The following is a 20,852-nucleotide window of genomic DNA, read 5'->3' as shown; positions in this document are numbered from 1 at the left end:
ATTCACAGGGGATTATCTTTTGCTACGAAATACCGCAGTTCTAAAATGCGTGTTTTTCTTTTTGTTATGAAAACAGTCTTTCCAATGTTTGTCAGAATATCGACACAGTTCGCCGAAACACAGATGCCTGATAAGGGCTGTTAGGGGCACTGGGAATTTCGTCTGGCAACAGGCAACGCTGGTACAGGGATGTACCAGCGAGGCACAATTGAACATGGATGTGAATTTGTGCCGGTTGCCAGACAAAAAGCAACGCATACCGAAATCCCCTGTGCCCCTTGCAGGCATTATGTGGCATCTGTACCCGGCGGACAGCGTCGATATTCAGCCAAAGCAACCGGAAAGACAGTTTACAATTAAGAAAAACACGCATTATAAGAACTGTTGGCATTTCATACCGGATAAAGATAAATCTCCTGTAATCCCGTGATATTATTGGGGCAATCATCTTTTTGTCCCCTTTCGCAACCGCCTAAAGGAATGTAATTGCCAGAAAGGATAGAAACAGTGGAAAAGATTTGGAATTTCTTTGAAAATCTTGATGAACTTGTATATGTCTCAGATGTTGATACATATGAGCTTGTGTATATGAACCGGAAAACACGGGAAAACTTTGGATTTCAGACCCAGGAGGAAATAAAAGGAAAGAAATGTTATGAGGTGATGCAGCATAATGCCGCCCCTTGTAGTATGTGCAATAATCAGGAACTGGTAGAAGGTGAGTTTAAAGAATGGAAGTATTATAATCCGGTTCTTGGCAAACATCTGTTGTTGAAGGATACTATGCTGGAACAGGATGGTCGACGTTACCGGGTAGAAATTGCACTGGATGTCAGCAACGAAGAAAAACAGGGAAGTCTGATTCAAAACTATGAAAATATGGAGGCTATTATAAATGAGGGCATAAGAATTGCGTTAAATGCCCCTACATCAGAACAGTCACTGGAAATTATCCTGGAATATCTTGGAAAGGCATTGAATGGAGAACGTACCTATATTTTTGAAAAAAACTTATTGGGAAATGACGATAACACCTATGAATGGGTAGCGAATGGTATCAGGCCTGAGAAAGATAATTTGCAGAATGTTCCGGCTGAAGTATGCGAGAACTGGTACCGCAATTTTAGGGAAGGCAAAAATATTATCATTGGTAATCTGGAAAATATACGTGAGAGTGATCCACTGCAGTATGAGAATCTGAAACAACAGAATATTTCAACGCTGGTAGTAGTTCCACTGTATGAAGGTCAGAAAATCATCGGTTTTTATGGAGTTGATAATCCTCCCGAAAAAATGTTGGATTATACTTCTAATATGCTTCAGATTATGGGATATTTTATTGTCTCCAGCATCAGAAGGCGTAATCTGGTGCGGGAATTGGAACGGATGAGCTATAGTGACCAGCTTACGAAACTTGGAAACCGGTTCGCCATGGAACAGTATGTTACAGATGCATCAGGGACTTCATGCTTTGGTGTGGTGTATTGCGATATTACAGGACTGAAAAGGGTAAATGATACTTTAGGTCATCAGGCAGGTGACCAGCTCATTCTGCGTGCCGGCGAATTACTCCGTGAGGAATTTTCAGACTATGGACTGTTCCGTATTGGAGGGGATGAACTTCTGGCACTGTGTGCAGGTATCGGAGAAGAGGAACTGAAGCAGCGGATAGAACGTATGAAGGCTGGCATGAAGAAAAAAGATGTAGTAATGGCAGTCGGATCAGTATGGCAGGAAAGCTGGGAGCGTGGATTTGACCTCTTGCTGATGGAAGCTGAACGCAGAATGTATCAGGAAAAAGCAGCTTATTATAATAATGCCGGTATAGACCGGCGCCATTAAGAAAAATGCATTGAGGTTTTCAGGGAAGTATGGTAGCATAAGAAATTAGGTAAAAGAAAAAAGTGATATTTCACTGTTGACATATTCAGGAGGTTTCATACATGGAAGCATATAAGAAAGAGTTTATTGAATTTATGGTGGAGAGTGAGGTTTTGAAATTTGGTGACTTCACATTAAAGAGTGGAAGAAAGTCTCCATTCTTTATGAATGCAGGTGCATATGTAACCGGTTCACAGTTATCCCGCCTTGGAGAATATTATGCAAAAGCAATTCACGACCACTATGGTACCGATTTTGATGTGCTGTTTGGACCGGCATATAAGGGAATTCCGCTTTCTGTTGCAACAACAATCGCATTCAGCCGTCTTTATGGCAAAGAGATTCGTTACAGTTCTAACCGTAAAGAAGTAAAAGACCATGGCGATACCGGAATTTTGCTTGGAAGCAAAATCAAAGATGGTGACCGTGTTGTTATTATTGAGGATGTAACGACATCCGGAAAATCTATTCAGGAGACATTCCCAATCATTCAGGCACAGGGAGATGTAACCATTCTTGGACTGATGGTATCCTTAAACCGTATGGAAAAAGGACTTGAGACAGACAAATGCGCATTGGATGAGATTCAGGAGAAATATGGTTTTCCTGCAAATGCAATTGTCAGCATGGCAGATGTGGTAGAGTGTTTATACAACCGTCCTTGTCAGGGCAGGCTTATCATTGATGATAAGATGAAAGAAGCAATTGATAAATATTATGAGCAGTATGGGGCAAAATAAACAGCAAAAATGAAATGGGGAAAAGGAATTGAGTCAGAAGACGAGAAAACTGCTTCGTATCGGAGCATGGATTTTATTCGTAATATATCTGGGTCTGCTTTGCTATTTCCTGTTCTTCTCAGAAATGATGGGAAGAACCTATTCCGAAAGAAGCTACCATTATAATCTTATGCCCTTAAAAGAAATCAAGCGGTTTATTATTTACCGAAAGGTACTGGGGACGAAAGCAGTCTGCTTTAACCTTCTGGGAAATATTGTCGCTTTTATTCCTTATGGAATGCTGCTACCATTACTGGCACATAATCAGAGAAAGTTCTACCGGATAGTGCTTTTGAGTTTTGACTTCAGCCTGCTGGTGGAACTGGTACAGCTTGTATCCAAGGTAGGAAGCTTTGATGTAGATGATCTGATTTTAAATACCATCGGCGGGGCAATTGGATATGTTGGATTTTTGCTGGCAAATCATATCCGGTGTCACAAATTTGAGCAGAAAGAATAGACTTCGGTACAATATGGTATCGGGAGAAAGAACATGAGAAAAAGACGAAGAGGATACAGAAAATATAAATTTACAGAAAAAACACTTTCGAAAAGAGGAATTACAGCACTTGTTCTGGCATTACTGTCACTGGTCAGTTTTGTGGTGATGGTAGTTCTTGCATTCAGAAGTGCCGGTAATTTAAGCATATACATAGCCTGCTATGGAATCCTCGCTTTTTTTGCAGCATTAGCCGCAGTGATTCTTGCAATTATAAGCCTGAAGGAGGAAAATTCATTTCGCAGCATTCCGTATGCTGCTACATTTTTCTCGATTTTTTCACTGCTTATCTGGATTGCTGTCTATGCAGGCGGTATTCTGTTGTAGGCAAAATTAGAAATATAAAGGATATAAAGTATGGAATATCAGAATTTAAACGCAGAAGAAAGAGAAGCAATTACAGAACGACTGGATTTGGTAACGGAACGGATACATGAACTTGCGGCAGAACCGGAGGTTTGTGAGCCGTTCCGTGCTTATTTTAAAGGAACGGCAGCATTTATTGTAAAAACGGAAGAAGTATTGCGGCAGGTATTAAATGACAGCTTCTGCAGCCAGAGCAGGGAAACATTACAGAAGATAAATGAAGCATTGTATGAGGATATTTTGCCGGAGCATTATAAAGAAAGCTATGCCAACCCGGATTATGCCTGTGAAACATTGGGAGAGGAATACGGTACACTGCTTAGTATGCTTTACGCAGAGCTTCGGAGCCTGATTCCTTATGCTTATGAGGGCGATGTGGAAGCCTATACCTGCTTCTGTGAATTGTTTATCCAGGTTTATACCTGTTTTAATGACGAAGAGGGAACAACCCCGAAAGAAGTGCAGCAGGCAATTTACTGGTTCTTCCACGATTACAGTGAATTATTTACAGAGCGCAGCGTCTGTGAAATGGTAGATGCCAGCCGGGATTTCTTTACCCGGATTGTAATGGATTCTGATTTACAGGATTTAAAATACCTTTATTATTATGGAGAACCAGTCGGAGAAAATGAAATCCGTATGGCAGAGTATATGAACCAGCTTCCGCAGGAGAAGATTCAGGCAATGGCAGATACTTATACGGAAGGCTACCGGATTGGCTTTGTTACCACTGGAAAAGACTTATCCATAAAATCTACCGTAAATGTGGAATATGCCATCGGAATGGAACGCATGGTGCGGGCAGCGATTGTAAATTTTGAGAAGATGGGATTAAAACCGACGATTTACCGGGATGCGTTTTCTTCCTTCCGTAACCGCGGCAATTCCAAGCGGGGCTGCTATGCGGCTTCTGTGAACCGTCAGTTTGATTATGACCATAAAGCAGATAAAGCAGTATATTTAGATAAAGCCTTTGTGGAACGCCGATTAGAGACACTCCGGACTGTATATGAAGATAAGCAAGAACTTGCAGCAGGCTACGCAGGTCCGGCTGTAATCGAGGTGTTCGGAGAGCCGTTATTTGAACCGGAAAATAAAAAAACTGCCTGCCATTACAGTGATAAGCAGAATGAATTAAATGTCTATTATGCGTCACAGGCTGGGCAGATTACCAATCAGTATATTAAGGGAGAGGAAAGAAGCTTTACGATTATTGCTTATCCGCTTCCACAGATTGGCAGCAACTTTGAAGAAATCTTTGATAAGACGGTAGAATTAAATACACTGGATTATACCCTGTACCGGGATATGCAGGCGAAAATTATTGAAGTATTAGACCAGGGAGTCCGGGCACATATCAAGGGAAAAGGCAATAACGAAACAGATATGACCGTGGAATTATACCGCCTTAAGAATCCACAGGAAGAGACTATCTTTGAAAACTGCGTGGCAGATGTCAATATTCCGGTAGGGGAAGTATTTACTTCACCGGTGCTGACCGGAACCCACGGAGTACTGCATGTATCTTATGTCTATCTTAACGGACTCCGGTATGAGAACCTGAAAATGACGTTTGAAGATGGAAAAGTTGTGGATTACAGTTGCAGTAATTTTGACAGTGAAGAAGAGAACCATAAATATATTTATGATAATGTGCTGATGCACCATGATACGCTGCCGTTAGGGGAGTTTGCTATTGGAACCAACACCACGGCATACCGGATGGCAAAGGACTTTGATATTGCAGATAAATTGCCGATTCTGATTGCAGAGAAGACAGGTCCACATTTTGCAGTGGGAGATACCTGTTATTCCCAGGCAGAGGATACGCCGGTTTATAATCCGGATGGCAAAGAAATTGTGGCAAGGGATAATGAAATCTCAATTCTTCGGAAAGAAGACGAGAGTAAGGCATACTTTAACTGTCATACGGATATTACGATACCGTATGATGAATTAGACTGCATTTATATTGAACGGGCAGATGGCAGTACCGGGGATATTATAAGAGATGGCAGGTTTGTAGTACCGGGCACAGAAAAACTGAATGAGCCGTTGGAAAATAAGACTTCATTTCCGGCGTAAAACAGTGTATACTAAAAGGACAAGTATCTATGAGAAAAGGAGAAAGAAAATGGCAAAAGTAGGAATTGTAATGGGCAGTGATTCAGATATGCCTGTAATGGCAAAAGCAGCAGATATTTTGGAACAGCTTGGAATCGAGTATGAGATGACAATTATTTCCGCACATCGTGAGCCGGATGTATTTTTTGAATATGCAAAGAGCGCAGAGAGCAAAGGATTTAAAGTAATTATCGCAGGAGCAGGAATGGCAGCACATCTTCCGGGAATGTGTGCAGCAATCTTCCCTATGCCGGTAATCGGAATTCCAATGCATACCACATCTTTAGGCGGAAGAGATTCTCTTTATTCTATCGTACAGATGCCGACCGGTATTCCGGTAGCAACCGTTGCAATCAATGGTGGCGCAAATGCAGGAATTCTTGCAGCAAAGATTCTTGCAACATCAGATGATGCATTATTGGCACGATTAAAAGAATATTCTAAGAATTTAAAAGAGCAGGTAGAAGCAAAGGATAAGAAGCTTCAGGAAGTCGGCTACAAAGAATACATGAAATAGCAGGCGTAAGTGAGTCAGTATGCCTTTATCGTTGACGAGCGGCGAAATCATTAGATAAGAATAGTGAAATAGAGGAAAAAGAAAAGGGTAGAGAGAAAAAAGTTTTAAAAATAAGGTTGAGGAGAATACGAATGAAAACAACACTGATTATTATGGCGGCAGGCATTGGCTCCCGTTTTGGCGGCGGAATTAAGCAGCTTGAGAAAATGGGACCAAATGGCGAGATTATTATGGACTATTCCATTTATGACGCGGTGGACGCAGGTTTTGATAAGGTTGTATTTATCATTCGCAAGGATATTGAGGCGGATTTTAAAGAAATCATTGGAAACAGAATCGGAAAACAGGTAGAAGTAGATTATGTATTCCAGGATATCAATGATATACCGGAAGGCTTTACAGTGCCGGAAGGCAGAACAAAACCATGGGGAACCGGTCAGGCAGTATTATGCTGCAAAGGCGTAGTGAAGGAACCATTTTTAGTCATCAATGCAGATGATTATTACGGAAAAGAAGCATTTGTAAAGATGCATGATTTTCTGGTAAATCATGAAGAGGATAAGGAAAGATTCCGCCTTGGAATGGCTGGATATATCCTGAAGAACACACTGAGTGATAACGGAACCGTTACCCGTGGTGTCTGTGTGGTAGATGAAAAGAGTGGCTATCTTGAAAAAATTTTAGAGACACACAGCATCTATGCCGATGAAAAAGGAAAAGTACATTGTGAAGAAGCTGATGTGGCAGAATGGATTCACCCGGATGTAAATGTATCTATGAACATGTGGGCTGGCTATCCGGATTTTATTGATTATCTGGAAGAGGGCTTCCGTGAGTTCTTAGCACATATTGAAGACAATCCGATGAAGAAAGAGTATCTGCTGCCAAATATTGTGGAATTGCTTTTGAATCAGGATAAGGCAACCGTAAAAGTTTATGAGACAGCAGACCGCTGGTTTGGAGTTACTTATTTAGAGGACAAACCATTTGTTGTGGATTCCATCCGCGGACTGATTAAAGACGGTGTCTATCCGGAAAATCTTTGGGCATAGAATTGGAGGATTGTAACATGAAAAAGAAGAGAATTGTGATTGCATTAGGACATGAAGCATTGGGAACAACACTTCCGGAACAGAAGAAAGCAACCAAGCTTACCGCAAAAGCAATCGGAGATTATATTAAGGATGACTGTCAGGTAGTTCTTTCCCACAGCAATGGACCACAGGTGGGAATGATACATACTGCAATGGCTGAATTCGCAAGAATTTATCCGGAATATACTGCTACTCCGATGTCTGTCTGCTCTGCTATGAGTCAGGGCTATATCGGATACGATTTGCAGAATGCCATTCGTACCGAATTATTAAACCGTGGAATTTACAAACCGGTATCTACTGTTTTAACACAGGTAACCGTAGACCCATACGATGAAGCATTTTATCATCCAACCAAAATTATCGGCCGTGTCATGACAGAGGAAGAGGCAGAAGCAGAAGAGAAGAAAGGTAACCATACGGTAAAACAGGGCGATGGATACCGCCGTATCGTAGCAGCTCCAAAGCCAATGGACATCGTAGAAATTGATGCAATCCGTGCACTTTCCGATGCAGATCAGGTAGTAATTGCCTGTGGCGGTGGTGGAATTCCTGTATTAGAGCAGGATAATAATTTAAAAGGTGCCAGTGCAGTTATTGAAAAAGACCTTGCAGCAGGCAGACTTGCAGAACTTTTAGATGCTGACCAGCTTATTATCTTAACTAGTGTGGAGCGGGTATGCTTAAATTATGGTACAGTCAATGAACAGCCATTGGATGAGATGACCGTAGAAGAAGCAAAACAGTATATGGACGAGGGTCAGTTTGAAGAAGGAACCATGCTTCCGAAGATTCAGGCAGCAATCGATTATATCGGTAATTCTGCAGTCCGTTCCGTGCTGATTGCCAACTTGGAGGAAGCATTAGATGGCGTCAGCGGATTAAAGGGAACTTTGATTCATAAGTAAGATGATATAAGGGAAATGTGAGGGAATCTATGAGAACATCAGAAAGAAGCACATTCCATAAGGGCAGCAGGCACTCGGCAGTTACCGTATGCCTGTTGCTTGTTATGTGTCTGGTATTTCTGACCGCTTGCGGGAAGGATAAAAAAGACGATACAGTTGCGAATGTGAATACCGAAGAAACATTAACAAATACAGAGGTACCAACAACAGAAAATGTAATTGACACCGAAGAAGTTGTAGATACGGAAACAGAAACAGAGACGGAAACAGAGCATGTTCCGGCAGTATTGAACCCGGATACGGTAGTTTATGCAGAAGAGACTGTTTATACGACAACAAGAGTCAATGTGAGGGTAGAACCTTCTACCGATGCAGAGGTTTATAAGAAATTATCTGCGGGAAAAGAACTTACCCGCACTGCAAATGATGGAAGCTGGAGCCAGGTTTCATTGGATGAAGGAACTTATTATATAGCATCCGATTATCTGACCACAGAGAAGCCGCAGGAGCCGGTAGCATTGACTGGAAGTGCGGGAACCGGAATTACATCCGGAAGCGGTGGACATGTCATCTGCATTGACCCGGGACATCAGAGCAGAGGAGACAGTACACCGGAGCCGGTAGCACCGGGATCTTCTGAGACCAAGGCAAGAGTAACCGGAGGAACATCCGGCGTTGCAACCGGACAGACAGAGTATCAGCTTAATTTATCCGTCAGCTTAAAATTGCGGGATGAACTGGTAGCAAGAGGTTATACGGTAGTCATGACAAGAGAAACCAATGATGTGAATCTCAGTAACAGCGAGCGGGCAGCCATTGCAACCAATGCGGGAGCAGAAGCATTTGTCCGTATACATGCCAACGGATCTACCAACAGCGGAGCCAATGGGGCTATGACAATCTGCCAGACGGCGTCCAATCCGTATGTAGGAAGCTTTTACAGCCAGAGCCGTTCTCTTTCCCAGAATATACTGGATAGTCTGTGTGCACAGACCGGTGCAAAGAAGGAATATGTGTGGGAGACTGATACCATGAGTGGAATTAACTGGAGTACCGTACCGGTAACAATTGTAGAAATGGGATATATGACAAATCCCACCGAAGATTCCAATATGGCAACGGACTCTTATCAGACTCAGATTGCACAGGGAATCGCCAATGGGATTGATGCTTATTTTGCCGGTAATTAGGCAAGATAATTAATGACAGCAAAGAGAATGAGATCTTCTTTTGGAGAAGCATTTGCAATGCTGTGGGACTCTCCGCTTTTGCAGACGCAGGTATCACCGGCTTCTAAAGCAACGATGGTTCCGTTATCGTCATAGGCTGCATGACCGGAGAGAATGGTGATGATTTCTTCTTCCCCTTCATGCATATGCTTTCCGAGAGAACAGCCCGGTTTTAAGATGAGTTTTGCAATCATCTTGGCTGGGCTTTCATAGTCTATAGGATTGACGGAACGGATAATCTCAACGGTGCCGGTTCCGCCTTTCATATTTTCGTTAAAAATATGTTTTAATTCAGATGCTCTATGATACATATATTACCTCCTGAATAGTTGTGCTATGCATTACAGTATAGCCAGTGAGCAGTCAAATGTAAATATGTATTGTGATAGAAAATTATTGCCAATAAGAATGAAAAAGAAATACAGGAGACCTTTATGAATTTATTATCAGCAGAGAATATAACCAAGACATTTACCGGAAGAAAGTTATTTTCCAATGCCTCCTTTTATTTGCAGGAAGGAGAGAAAGTCGGAATTGTGGGAATTAACGGAACCGGAAAATCCACTTTACTGAAAATGCTGGCAGGCTTAGAGGAACCGGATGCTGGAGAAATCACCAAGGCAAATCATGCGGTAATCCGCTATCTTCCGCAGATGCCGGAATTTGGAGAAGAAGAGACTGTTTTAGAAAGTGTACTGGTAGCGGCACACCGGAAAAATCAGGCAGATGCTTCCGGGGAAGATTATCAGATGTGGAATTTAGAGAGCAAGGCAAAATCCATGCTCACAAGACTTGGCGTATATAATTTTGAAGAAAAGACGAAAAACTTATCCGGTGGAGAAAGAAAACGTCTGGCTCTTGTGGCAGTACTTTTAACACCCTGCGATATTCTGCTGTTAGACGAGCCTACCAACCACCTGGATGCAGATATGGCAGAGTGGCTGGAAGGATACTTAAAGGGCTTTAAGGGAACACTGATTATGGTAACCCATGACCGCTATTTTCTGGACAGCGTATGTAACCGTATTGCAGAAATTGATAAAGGCTCCATTTACAGTTATCAGGAAAATTATTCCGGTTATCTGAATCTGAAGCAGGAGCGTATGGATATGGCAGTTGCCGGGGAACGGAAACGGCAGTCCATCCTTCGCAAGGAGATCGCCTGGATGCAGCGGGGCGCAAGGGCAAGGTCTACCAAGCAGAAAGCCCATATCAAACGTTATGAGAATCTTAGAGACCAGTCGGGACCACAGTTTGATAAGCAGGTGGAATTAAGCTCGGTTTCCAGCCGTATGGGAAAGACGACGGTAGAGCTTCATCATATCAGTAAATCCTATGGAGAAAAAAAGCTGATTGAGGATTTTTCCTATATCTTTCTTAAGAATGACAGAGTCGGATTTGTGGGACATAATGGATGCGGTAAGACCACTTTGATGAAGATTATCGATGGCAGGGTAAAGCCGGATGCCGGAGAACTGGTTATCGGACAGACCATAAAGATAGGCTATTATTCCCAGGAGATTGAAAAGGATGCATCAGCGGGAGTTGCCTATATGGATCCGTCTTTAAAGGTTATTGAATATATCCGCAATACTGCAGAATATGTCCGGACAGAGGATGGACTGGTATCCGCATCAGCCATGTTGGAGCGTTTCTTATTCCCACCGGAAGAACAGTATGGCGTTATCGGAAAACTTTCCGGTGGAGAAAAGCGGAGACTGAATCTGCTTCGTGTATTGATGGAAGCACCGAATGTACTGATTTTAGACGAGCCGACCAATGATCTTGATATTACCACACTGGCAATCTTAGAGGATTATCTTGATAATTATGATGGAATCGTCATTACAGTATCCCATGACCGGTATTTCCTTGACCGTATCGCAAAGCGGATTTTTGCATTTGAACAGGGAAACATAAGACAGTATGAGGGCGGTTATACGGATTATCTTGCCAAGCGGCCGGAGGATGAGACAGCAGTGGGAAATGCAGGCACAGAGACTTCCGGGAAGAAAGCAGACCAGACGGAAAACGCAGATGCCACAGAGAATGACGAAAAGAAGGATTCCAGGGCGACCTGGAAGAGCGGCAGGAAGTTGAAATTTACCTGGCAGGAGCAGAAGGATTATGAGACCATTGAGGACGATATTGCAGCTTTGGAAGCAAAGTTAGAAGAACTGGATGAGAAGATGGGAAGCTTTGCCAGTGATTTTGTAAAATTAAATGAGCTGACCCAGGAGAAGATAAAAGTGGAAGATGAATTAGAGCATAAGATGGAACGCTGGGAGTATTTAGAAGAACTGAATGCCAGAATAAAGGCTCAGGACAGGTAGGAGATAAGGCTATGGAGAAGGAAAAAAACAGTAAGAATATTATGGATTATGCAACGGTTACACTCTTAGATGCAGAGAATGCCATTGAAATCATCGACCAGACAAAGCTGCCGGGAACGATAGAACTGATCCGGTTAAAAAGTGCACAGGAAATCTGGGATGCCATTTATTTATTAAAAGTCCGTGGCGCACCGGCAATTGGTGTAGCAGCAGGCTTTGGCATTTATCTTCTGGCAAAAGAAATTGAAACAGAGGATTATGAAGTCTTTTATGAAACTTTTCAGAAACAGAAGGAATATTTGAATTCTTCCCGCCCGACCGCAGTCAATCTTTCCTGGGCATTAAACCGGATGGAGAAAGTCTGCATTGCAAATAAAAATAAGCCGGTTGCAGAGATAAAAGAATTGCTTCATAAAGAAGCCATTGAGATTCAGGAAGAAGATATCCGGGTCTGCAAAAGCATCGGAGAACACGGACTGGCACTGGTGAAGCCGGGTGATGGTATTTTGACCCATTGCAATGCCGGACAGCTTGCCACCAGTAAATATGGAACTGCTACAGCACCGATTTATCTGGGGGAAGAAAGAGGTTATCATTTTCATGTATTTGCAGATGAGACAAGACCTCTTTTGCAGGGGGCGAGACTTACTTCTTTTGAACTGCATGCAGCAGGGGTGGATGTGACCCTGATTTGTGATAATATGTCAGGCGCCGTTATGAAGCAGGGGCTGGTACAGGCTGTATTTGTAGGCTGTGACCGGGTGGCAGCCAATGGAGATACGGCAAATAAAATCGGAACCTCCGTTGTGGCAACGGTAGCAAAGCGGTATCATGTACCTTTTTATGTCTGTGCACCGACTTCTACCATTGACTTAAATACAGCAACCGGAGATGACATCTGCATCGAAGAGCGTCCGGCAGAGGAAGTGACGGAGATGTGGTATCAGGAGCGGATGGCACCGGAAGGCGTCAAAGTATACAATCCGGCATTTGATGTGACAGATCACGATTTAATCAGCGGAATTGTAACAGAGTATGGAATCGCAAGAGAGCCATATATGGAGAGTTTAAAGGAAATCCTTTCGAAGAGAAATGCATAAGGTATCAATTTTTGTGCAAACTGATATCTTGAAAAGTATCTATCAGTAAGGTATGATAGTAATAATGAGGTTTTAATAAAAATATGGGCGGTGTCGATTACGTACACCGCCTGTTTAGCGAAAAGAGGGAATAGAAATGGCAATAAAGTTTCAGAAAGAGCCAATGAATGCACATTCATCCATAAAGCATGTAATCGGCGTAGTCAGCGGTAAAGGTGGTGTTGGAAAATCCTTTGTCACAGCATCCATGGCAGCCGCTATGCGTAAGAAAGGTTATGAAGTGGGTATTATGGATGCCGACATTACCGGACCATCCATTCCAAAGATGTATGGAATTCACGGAAAAGCAGTCGGAGATGGAAAAGAGATTCTTCCGGCAGTGGCAGAAGATGGAACCAGGATTATGTCTGTAAATTTATTGGTTGATACAGAAGAAACACCGGTTGTATGGCGTGGACCAGTCGTTGCCGGCGTGGTAAAGCAGTTCTGGAGTGACGTGGTATGGGGTGACATTGATTACCTTTTCGTAGATATGCCACCGGGAACCGGAGATGTTCCACTGACTGTATTCCAGTCTCTTCCGGTAGAAGGAATCATTATCGTAACTTCTCCGCAGGAACTGGTTCAGATGATTGTAAAGAAAGCATATAACATGGCAGGGATGATGAATGTTCCTGTCCTTGGAATCGTTGAAAATTACAGCTATTTAAAATGTCCGGATTGTGGAAAAGAGATTTCCTTATTTGGAGAAAGCCATATTGATGAAATCGCAGCAGACCTTGATTTGTCCGTTCTTGGAAAACTTCCATTGGATCCGGCATATGCAAAAGCTGCCGATGCAGGACAATTTTATACTATGGACAACCCATATATTGCCAAAGCAATTGAGACGTTGGAACAAATTTAGATAATAACAGGTAATCTGCCATTTCGGTGGGTTACCTGTTTTATGCGGGAAAATATGTTTCCCGTAGTTAAAGCGGATGCAGCATAGCAACAGAAAAATGCATGAAAAGCACCGCAGAAGTGGAAAATAAAATTCCACGGATATCACACATTATATTTTAAGGAGGAGCTTTCGTTATGAACGAACGAAAAGACGCAATTCGCGACGCACGGACACTTGGTGTTCCGAAGATGCTGTTGTTAGGACTTCAGCACATGTTCGCAATGTTTGGCGCAACCATTCTTGTGCCGATTCTGGTGAACAGCTATTTTGAGGGAGAAGGCCTTTCCGTACAGGTTACTTTAATCTGTGCCGGTCTTGGAACTTTATTCTTCCACCTTTGTACCAAATTAAAAGTACCTGCATTCTTAGGTTCATCCTTTGCATTCTTAGGAGGATTTTCTACGATTGCACAGTTGGATACCGGAGTCTTTGCAGACATGACCATGGGAGAGAAGCTTCCATATGCCTGTGGTGGTATTGTTGTTGCAGGAGCTTTATATCTGATTCTTGCACTTGTTATCAAGGTTGTAGGAGTAAAGAAAGTAATGCGTTTCCTGCCACCTGTTGTAACAGGACCAATCATCATCTGTATCGGCCTTTCCCTTGCACCATCTGCAGTAAACAATGCATCCACCAACTGGATTCTTGCACTGATTGCACTGGCAGTTATCATTATCTTTAACATCTGGGGAAAAGGAATGTTCCGCATTATCCCGATTCTTTTAGGTGTTGTCATTTCCTATGCAGCAGCACTGATTATGCAGGCCGCAGGACTGACTAATCCGGATGGAAGTGCTATCTTAAACTTTACCGAAGTAGCATCTGCAAGCTGGGTAGGACTTCCTCCATTCCAGTTATGCAAATTTAACCTGACTGCAATCTTGGTTATGGCACCAATCGCACTGGCAACTATGATGGAGCATATCGGAGATATGTCTGCAATTTCTGCAACTGTTGGTGAGAACTTCATTGAAGATCCGGGACTTCACAGAACCTTAATCGGTGACGGACTTGCAACCGCATTTGCAGGTATGGTTGGTGGTCCTGCAAATACTACATATGGTGAGAATACCGGTGTATTGGAATTAAGCCGTGTGCATGACCCTAGAGTGATCCGTATTGCAGCTGTATTTGCAGTTATCTTAAGCTTTATTCCGAAAATGGCTGAAATCATTGGTTCTATGCCATCTGCAATCATCGGTGGTGTCAGCTTCATGCTTTATGGTATGATCTCTGCAATCGGTGTCAGAAACGTAGTAGAAAATCATGTTGATTTTACCAAATCCCGTAACTTAATCATTGCAGCAGTAATCTTAGTCAGCGGACTTGGATTTTCCAATGGACTTACCTTTACCATTGCAGGAACCAGCATTACCTTAACCGGACTTGCAATCGCAGCTTTAGCTGGAATTATCTTAAATGCAATCTTACCTGGTAAAGATTATCATTTCGGAGATGATCCAAAGGCAGATGCCAACCGTGGACTTGACATGAATCCGATTCAGGAAGAAGATATTCAGTAAGTAATAAAAAGCAATTTATGTAGAAAGAAACAGGTCATGTTCAGCTTGTGAGGGCTGGGATGACCTGTTTTGCGTTGCTTGGGAATGGCTGGAGTTTAGTTTTTTAATATTTCATTAAGTTGTTTCGAAATCAAAGGAAACACGGTATACTATAAGCAGCAGTAAAAGTGATGAAAACGTACGGAAAGAAGAGGAACATATCATGTTAGAACAGTTATTACATATAGATGGGCAGATTTTATTATGGATACAGGAGTATCTGCGATTCCCGGCATTAACTTCCGTGATGAAGGATATTACGAATCTTGGAAATGCTGGAATCTTATGGATTCTGATAACCATTGTGCTTTTGTTGGACAAGAAGACGAGAAACGTAGGCTATATGTCGGCACTGGCATTAATTGGTTCGTTAATTGTAGACAATATTTTACTTAAAAATCTGGTGGCAAGAACCAGACCCTATGAAGTGGTTGATGGATTGAAACTTTTAATTGAAAAGCAGTCAGATTATTCTTTCCCATCGGGACATACCGGAAGTTCTTTCGCATCAGCAATTGTATTATGGAAAGAGCTTCCTAAAAAATATGGAGTAATGGCATTAATTGTAGCTGTTCTGATTGCATATTCACGGTTATATGTAGGGGTGCATTATCCATCGGATGTGTTGGCAGGAGTGGTGATTGGAACCGTACTGGCGTTAGTTTCGGTATGGCTGGTAAAAAAGATTCAGGGACAGAAGAAACTTGTGAAATAAAAAATGTTTCTAAACCGGATGAGAAAAAAGTAGAGTCAGGAAGCAGACTCAAAGCAGGAGGAGAAGGATGGAATTACAGCAGGCGGTGGAATTATCAAAGCGGGTTCAAAATGAAATCAAAAAAAGCGTAAAAGGAAAAGATGATTGTATCCGGAAGGCATTCTGTGCAATTTTAGCAGGAGGACATATTTTAATTGAAGATGTACCGGGAGTGGGAAAGACAACGCTGGCACTGGCTTTTTCGAGGGCATTGTGCCTTGAAAATCACAGGGTACAGTTTACACCGGATGTACTGCCGGCAGATATTTTGGGATTTTCTATATATGATAAGGAGCAGGGCGGCTTTTATTATCATCCGGGTGCAGTCATGTGCAATCTGTTTTTGGCAGATGAAATCAACCGGACTTCTCCAAAGACCCAGTCAGCCCTGTTAGAGGTTATGGAAGAGGGAGAAGTGACGGTAGATGGCATCAGTCATCCGGTTCCGAAACCATTTCTTGTAATGGCAACCCAGAATCCAAAAGGAAGCACCGGAACGCAGATGCTGCCGGAATCCCAGTTAGACCGTTTCATGATTTGTATGAGCATGGGATACCCGGATTTGAAAAGTGAGATTGAGATTGCCAAAGGAAAGAGCATCGGACAGAGCTATGAGAGCATAGAAGGTGTGATGACAGGGGCGCAGCTGCAGGCAATGAAAGAAACCGTAGAAAATATTTTTATACATGACAGAATTTATGAATATATGATGGCGCTGATTCATGCCACCAGAAAAAATCCTTATATTGAGCTGGGCGTCAGTCCGCGTGGAATGGTGGCACTGACGAAAATGGTGCGTGCCAATGCATTTTTAAATGAGAGAGATTATGTGATTCCGGCTGATGTAGAGGATGTTTTTTATGATGTCACAAAGCATAGAATCGTATTAAATACCAAAGCACGGGTCACCGGGGTGTCCGGGGAAGCAGTTCTTGAAAAAATTATGGAAGATACCACAAAACCAACTTCATTTAAGGGAAAAGAGTAGCCTATGGCAACAGGACTGATACTTGTACTTATTGTTGGTGCATTAGGATATCTTGGAATCATTTATACCAGCCCGGCATTGATGCTTTTGTCGATTTGCTGCGGAGTAATGCTGTTTTTAGGCTATGGCTATATTTTATATATGATGCTTCGGGTAAAATGCCGGATTCAGATTCCGATTGTTATGGCAGAGCAGGAAGAAGGCGTTATGATCTGTGCGGTGACGGAAAACCGGAGCAGGCTGCCATTGCCGAAGGTGGTATACCGGATGGATTATCAGAACTCCTTTGGCAGGAAAAAGAGAAAGTTATCCATACAGACGGCGGCGGATGCAAAGAGCAGCAGCCGGATGAGCGTGGAGGTAGCAGCAAAAAGCAGTGGAAATTATACATTCCGGCTGGTTCGGGTAAGATTTTATGGCCTGCTTGGAATCGGCTATCTGACCAGGTATGTGCGCTATGAGGAACGGCTTTCCATTATGCCAAAGATAACACCGGTAATGATAGAGGTGGGATTAGCTTCCCGGTATTTTCAGGGAGAATCGGAAGTATATGATGATAAAACCGGGGGAGATGACGTATCTGAGGTATTTCAGATCCGTTCCTTTCAGCCGGGAGATAAAATCCAGAATATTCACTGGAAATTATCGGCAAAAGAAGATGAACTGATGGTGCGGGAAAACAGCCAGCCGATGGGCTGTCCGGTGGTGATTCTTCTTGACATCAGCGGAGGACAGAAAGAGACGGAGAAGCAGAGAAACCACTTTTTTGAAATGGTAATTTCGATTTCTTTTGGACTGGTGGAAAAACAGTGCCCTCATTATATCGCATGGTATGATGAAAAGGAACATGACCTCATCCGGGTAAGGGTAGATACAGAAGAGAAGGTATATTATTTTATTCTGCTTTTGTATGGAGCGGTTCAGAGCCGGGAAAAGATGGATATTGCACTTTTATATCAGGAGAAATACCGGGGTGAGACAGCAGTTACAAAGATAGAAATGAACCTTGCAGGAAAACTTATTGTGGCAGGAACGGAAATAGAAGATTTCGCAAAAGCGGAGATTAGAGTATGAGAAAAAAGAAGAAAACATATGCATCGGTTATGAAAAAGACCGGAAACATACGGTATTCGCAGAAAGGACGGCGGGCAGGAAAAATTGCATTGCCGCCGCAGGTCATGCGTGTGGGAATGCAGAGCCTGCTGACTGTACTTTGGGAGCTTTCCATGTTCTTTATATTTGGAGACATCTTTCTGACTAACCGGTTTGGAAAGCCTGTATTGATATGGGTTTCTGTTTCTGCGGCAGCATTGACGTTTTCTTTTTCCTATTTTAAGAAGGCGGACAAGTGGCTGCTGCCTGTGGGAGAACTGCTGGTGGGACTGGTGCTTAGCCGGAAAGAGCTTTACCCAGGGCTGGCAGGACTGATCCGGCTGGTAGTGCAGAAAATCAATATGTACTATAATGTGCAGATTGTATCCGGATTTGAACGGTATCTTGATTTAAATCCGGTGGTAGAAGTAACAGCATGGCTGTTAGTTATCTTGTCTATTCTGCAGATTTATTTTCTGGTGGTAAGAAAACGGCTGGCTGGAGTGTTGATTCCACCGCTACTTCTTATAATGCTGGATTTTGCGGTGGGCTATGCACCATCAAAGCGGGCATTGATTTGTTTCTCACTGGCTGCGGCAGGAAGCTTTGGTTACCGGGCTGCCGGCCGGGTGGAATTAAAGCAGTTGGAATATCTAAGGCAGAAAGCAGTATGCCTTTTTCTGGTGGTGGCGGTAGTTGTCTCTTCGCTGGTATTTAGAGTGGCAGAACCGAAAGCCAAAGAAATGGTGGCAAGAAGAAGTGAAATTGAAAAAACTGCGCAGGATATGGTAACAGAAATGGCAATGACAGCTGCCAATCTTTTGGCAGAAATTCCTTTTGGTAAAGATATTTTCTCCTTCCATCAGCCGGGACGGGTCAGCAATATGGCACCGGAATTTGAGGACAAGCCGGTTATGGAAGTGACTGCTTATCAGATACCGGATGATACGGTATATTTAAGAGGTTATGTAGGCGATTATTACAAAAATGGAAGCTGGAAGACTTATGATTCCAGTGATTTTGTGACTGCCATGCAGGAAGTGGACAGCAGTCTTAAGGAACAGACCGCGGGACAACAGGTACAGAATATTCTGGCATATACCCAGAGCTATTATACCTATTACTGGGATACCATTTACCGGGTGCAGTATTTTGATGAGAAAGACCCCTATGCATACCTGCCATACTATACGTTGGCAAGCTATTATCAGGATGAACGGCAGCCCGCCGGGGTTCTTATGGATGGAGACCGTACTGTGCTCCGAAATGGCAATGACGTTCTGGAAGTAGACGGAACCATAAGAAACAGCATGTCACATCTTTATATGAATGCTTTGTTTACAGCAGATTTGGCAGATGGTGCTTATGTGGACCGGAATGAGACACTGAGCGAATCGGAAGTAAATGAAATTATAGAGAATATGAATAGCTGGCGGTATGATTTGGCTGGGTTTAACAGTAAATTACCGGAAGACGAATGGGCATTTATAAAGAAATATAATGAGTATACGGAAAAATATACGTATGTGCCGGAAAATCTCACAAGAATCCGGGAACTGGGAAATCAGTTGGAAGCGGAGTATGAAAGAGATTATTCGGATTTTGTAGATAACCGATTTACTGAGAATGGTACTTATTATGATAATATTTATAACTTTAAGGAAATCTATGCAGTCTATCTGGTGAAACGGGAACTGGCGAAGTGTAACTATAATCTGGATTTGGACAATGTGCCATGGGGACAGGATGTAACAGAACATTTTCTGTTTGATACGAAGGAAGGCTTCTGTCAGCATTTTGCCAGTGCGGGAACACTGCTTCTGCGGCAGATGGGAATTAAGGCACGGTATGTCAGCGGCTATGCTGTAAGTACATCGAAGTTTAAGATGGACAGTGATGGTAATTATACGGCAGAGGTTCTTGATAATCAGGCACATGCCTGGACGGAAATCTATATAGACAGTGTTGGCTGGGTGCCGGTGGAAATGACACCGGGAAATAAAACCGGCATTGACCGTCTGGAGATTCAGCAGGAAAGTGACAGCATTACCATCCGGATGAATGATGGCAGAACAGCTGACCTAATTACGCTGGAGCGAAGTGATTATCAGGACAGTTCCAAAGATGACAGTCAGTCGGATTTATCCGGCAGCGGAATGCCAAATACGGAAAATCAGAATACAAAAAATCAAAACACAGAAAGTCAGGATACAGAAAACCCGGATACGGAAAATCAGGGCACGGAAAACCGGAATACAGAAAATTCCATGCAGGATGGCAATAAGGCAGGAAAACAGAATCAAAAGGGAAGCCGTTTAAAGGTCATTTTGATTGCTGTGGTAATCATCATTCTGCTTCTTGTAGCAGGTATCTGGTATTACTTAAGAGCGATAGAAGGAAAACGGAAGAAGGGAACACATAGTTACAAGCGTATCATCCGTTGGAATTCGAACCAGATTTATCGTATTTTACGGCGGAAGGGCATTGTAAATGCAAAAGTACAATCCGACCGGGCATTCCGGGAACAGCTTTTAAATTATGGGGGCTGGAGCATGGAAGAAAAGGAACATTATCTTCAGATTCTTGAAGTGGCAGCGTATAGCCATAAGAAACTTACCAGAGAGGATGTGCAGTTTGTACAGAAGCTTTACCGGAAACTGAAAGAATAAAAAGAGAA

19 protein-coding genes are annotated in these 20,852 nt (G+C 42.8%); 18 read left to right on the top strand and 1 reads right to left on the bottom strand.

Features of this window, described 5'->3' with window-relative positions; all coding sequences use genetic code 11:
- The first annotated feature begins 189 nt into the window (after positions 1 to 189).
- The 10 genes from DWX65_RS15140 to DWX65_RS15325 all read left to right on the top strand — a co-directional run bounded on the left by DWX65_RS15140 (position 190) and on the right by DWX65_RS15325 (position 9,358).
- Positions 190 to 360, top strand: coding sequence for a hypothetical protein (locus DWX65_RS15140; protein WP_199535033.1), 171 nt, complete (start codon positions 190 to 192; stop codon positions 358 to 360).
- Between the two features lie 147 nt (positions 361 to 507).
- The gene (locus DWX65_RS05175) at positions 508 to 1,842 is read left to right on the top strand and encodes a sensor domain-containing diguanylate cyclase (protein ID WP_242997817.1); all 1,335 of its coding nucleotides are present in this window, start codon (positions 508 to 510) and stop codon (positions 1,840 to 1,842) included.
- Between the two features lie 101 nt (positions 1,843 to 1,943).
- A complete protein-coding gene (gene pyrE, locus DWX65_RS05170; RefSeq protein WP_117840552.1) occupies positions 1,944 to 2,621 on the top strand; it encodes an orotate phosphoribosyltransferase in 678 nt (225 codons plus the stop codon).
- Between the two features lie 28 nt (positions 2,622 to 2,649).
- Complete coding sequence (locus DWX65_RS05165) at positions 2,650 to 3,120, top strand: VanZ family protein (RefSeq protein WP_117697497.1); 471 nt, start codon at positions 2,650 to 2,652, stop codon at positions 3,118 to 3,120.
- 33 nt (positions 3,121 to 3,153) lie between these two features.
- Complete coding sequence (locus tag DWX65_RS05160; RefSeq protein WP_117697499.1) at positions 3,154 to 3,486, top strand: DUF6142 family protein; 333 nt, start codon at positions 3,154 to 3,156, stop codon at positions 3,484 to 3,486.
- Between the two features lie 30 nt (positions 3,487 to 3,516).
- Positions 3,517 to 5,610, top strand: a complete 2,094-nt coding sequence (locus tag DWX65_RS05155; RefSeq protein WP_117840554.1) for an aminopeptidase — start codon at positions 3,517 to 3,519, stop codon at positions 5,608 to 5,610.
- 49 nt (positions 5,611 to 5,659) lie between these two features.
- On the top strand, positions 5,660 to 6,166 hold the full coding sequence (purE, locus tag DWX65_RS05150) for a 5-(carboxyamino)imidazole ribonucleotide mutase (RefSeq protein WP_022244165.1): 507 nt from the start codon (positions 5,660 to 5,662) through the stop codon (positions 6,164 to 6,166).
- Between the two features lie 131 nt (positions 6,167 to 6,297).
- Positions 6,298 to 7,218 (top strand): sugar phosphate nucleotidyltransferase, encoded by a 921-nt coding sequence (locus DWX65_RS05145; RefSeq protein ID WP_117697503.1) that lies wholly within the window; start codon positions 6,298 to 6,300, stop codon positions 7,216 to 7,218.
- Positions 7,219 to 7,235: 17 nt separating this feature from the next.
- Positions 7,236 to 8,168 carry a carbamate kinase gene (arcC, locus tag DWX65_RS05140; RefSeq protein ID WP_118172973.1) on the top strand — a complete coding sequence of 311 codons (933 nt, stop codon included), beginning with the start codon at positions 7,236 to 7,238 and terminating at the stop codon, positions 8,166 to 8,168.
- A 29-nt stretch (positions 8,169 to 8,197) separates the two neighbouring features.
- Positions 8,198 to 9,358: an N-acetylmuramoyl-L-alanine amidase gene (locus tag DWX65_RS15325; protein WP_022244168.1), complete on the top strand. Its 1,161-nt coding sequence runs from the start codon at positions 8,198 to 8,200 to the stop codon at positions 9,356 to 9,358.
- Here the strand turns inward: DWX65_RS15325 and DWX65_RS05130 are convergent.
- Positions 9,355 to 9,708 carry a cupin domain-containing protein gene (locus DWX65_RS05130; protein WP_118172972.1) on the bottom strand — a complete coding sequence of 118 codons (354 nt, stop codon included), beginning with the start codon at positions 9,706 to 9,708 and terminating at the stop codon, positions 9,355 to 9,357. The genes DWX65_RS15325 and DWX65_RS05130 overlap by 4 nt on opposite strands.
- Before the next feature lie 123 nt (positions 9,709 to 9,831).
- Between DWX65_RS05130 and DWX65_RS05125 the strand changes: the two genes are divergently transcribed.
- The 8 genes from DWX65_RS05125 (at position 9,832) to DWX65_RS05090 (ending at position 20,844) form a co-directional block, all read left to right on the top strand.
- Positions 9,832 to 11,730 carry an ABC-F family ATP-binding cassette domain-containing protein gene (locus DWX65_RS05125; RefSeq protein WP_118172971.1) on the top strand — a complete coding sequence of 633 codons (1,899 nt, stop codon included), beginning with the start codon at positions 9,832 to 9,834 and terminating at the stop codon, positions 11,728 to 11,730.
- A gap of 11 nt (positions 11,731 to 11,741) precedes the next feature.
- Positions 11,742 to 12,830, top strand: coding sequence for an S-methyl-5-thioribose-1-phosphate isomerase (gene mtnA, locus DWX65_RS05120; protein WP_118172970.1), 1,089 nt, complete (start codon positions 11,742 to 11,744; stop codon positions 12,828 to 12,830).
- A gap of 136 nt (positions 12,831 to 12,966) precedes the next feature.
- Complete coding sequence (locus DWX65_RS05115) at positions 12,967 to 13,737, top strand: Mrp/NBP35 family ATP-binding protein (protein WP_242988692.1); 771 nt, start codon at positions 12,967 to 12,969, stop codon at positions 13,735 to 13,737.
- 176 nt (positions 13,738 to 13,913) lie between these two features.
- A complete protein-coding gene (locus DWX65_RS05110) occupies positions 13,914 to 15,302 on the top strand; it encodes a uracil-xanthine permease family protein (protein ID WP_117946494.1) in 1,389 nt (462 codons plus the stop codon).
- 202 nt (positions 15,303 to 15,504) lie between these two features.
- Positions 15,505 to 16,056, top strand: a complete 552-nt coding sequence (locus DWX65_RS05105) for a phosphatase PAP2 family protein (protein ID WP_118172969.1) — start codon at positions 15,505 to 15,507, stop codon at positions 16,054 to 16,056.
- A 67-nt stretch (positions 16,057 to 16,123) separates the two neighbouring features.
- Positions 16,124 to 17,083 (top strand): AAA family ATPase, encoded by a 960-nt coding sequence (locus tag DWX65_RS05100; RefSeq protein ID WP_118172968.1) that lies wholly within the window; start codon positions 16,124 to 16,126, stop codon positions 17,081 to 17,083.
- A gap of 3 nt (positions 17,084 to 17,086) precedes the next feature.
- Positions 17,087 to 18,157 carry a DUF58 domain-containing protein gene (locus DWX65_RS05095; protein ID WP_118172967.1) on the top strand — a complete coding sequence of 357 codons (1,071 nt, stop codon included), beginning with the start codon at positions 17,087 to 17,089 and terminating at the stop codon, positions 18,155 to 18,157.
- The gene (locus DWX65_RS05090; protein ID WP_118172966.1) at positions 18,154 to 20,844 is read left to right on the top strand and encodes a transglutaminase-like domain-containing protein; all 2,691 of its coding nucleotides are present in this window, start codon (positions 18,154 to 18,156) and stop codon (positions 20,842 to 20,844) included. The genes DWX65_RS05095 and DWX65_RS05090 overlap by 4 nt, the downstream gene beginning before the upstream one ends.
- Positions 20,845 to 20,852 lie beyond the last annotated feature (8 nt).

It is taken from the genome of Roseburia sp. AF20-18LB (assembly GCF_003461185.1).
GTDB classification, from domain to species: Bacteria; Bacillota; Clostridia; order Lachnospirales; family Lachnospiraceae; genus Roseburia_C; species Roseburia_C amylophila.
Note: the sequence above shows the minus strand (reverse complement) of the source record. Positions and strands in the feature narration are given on the sequence as shown.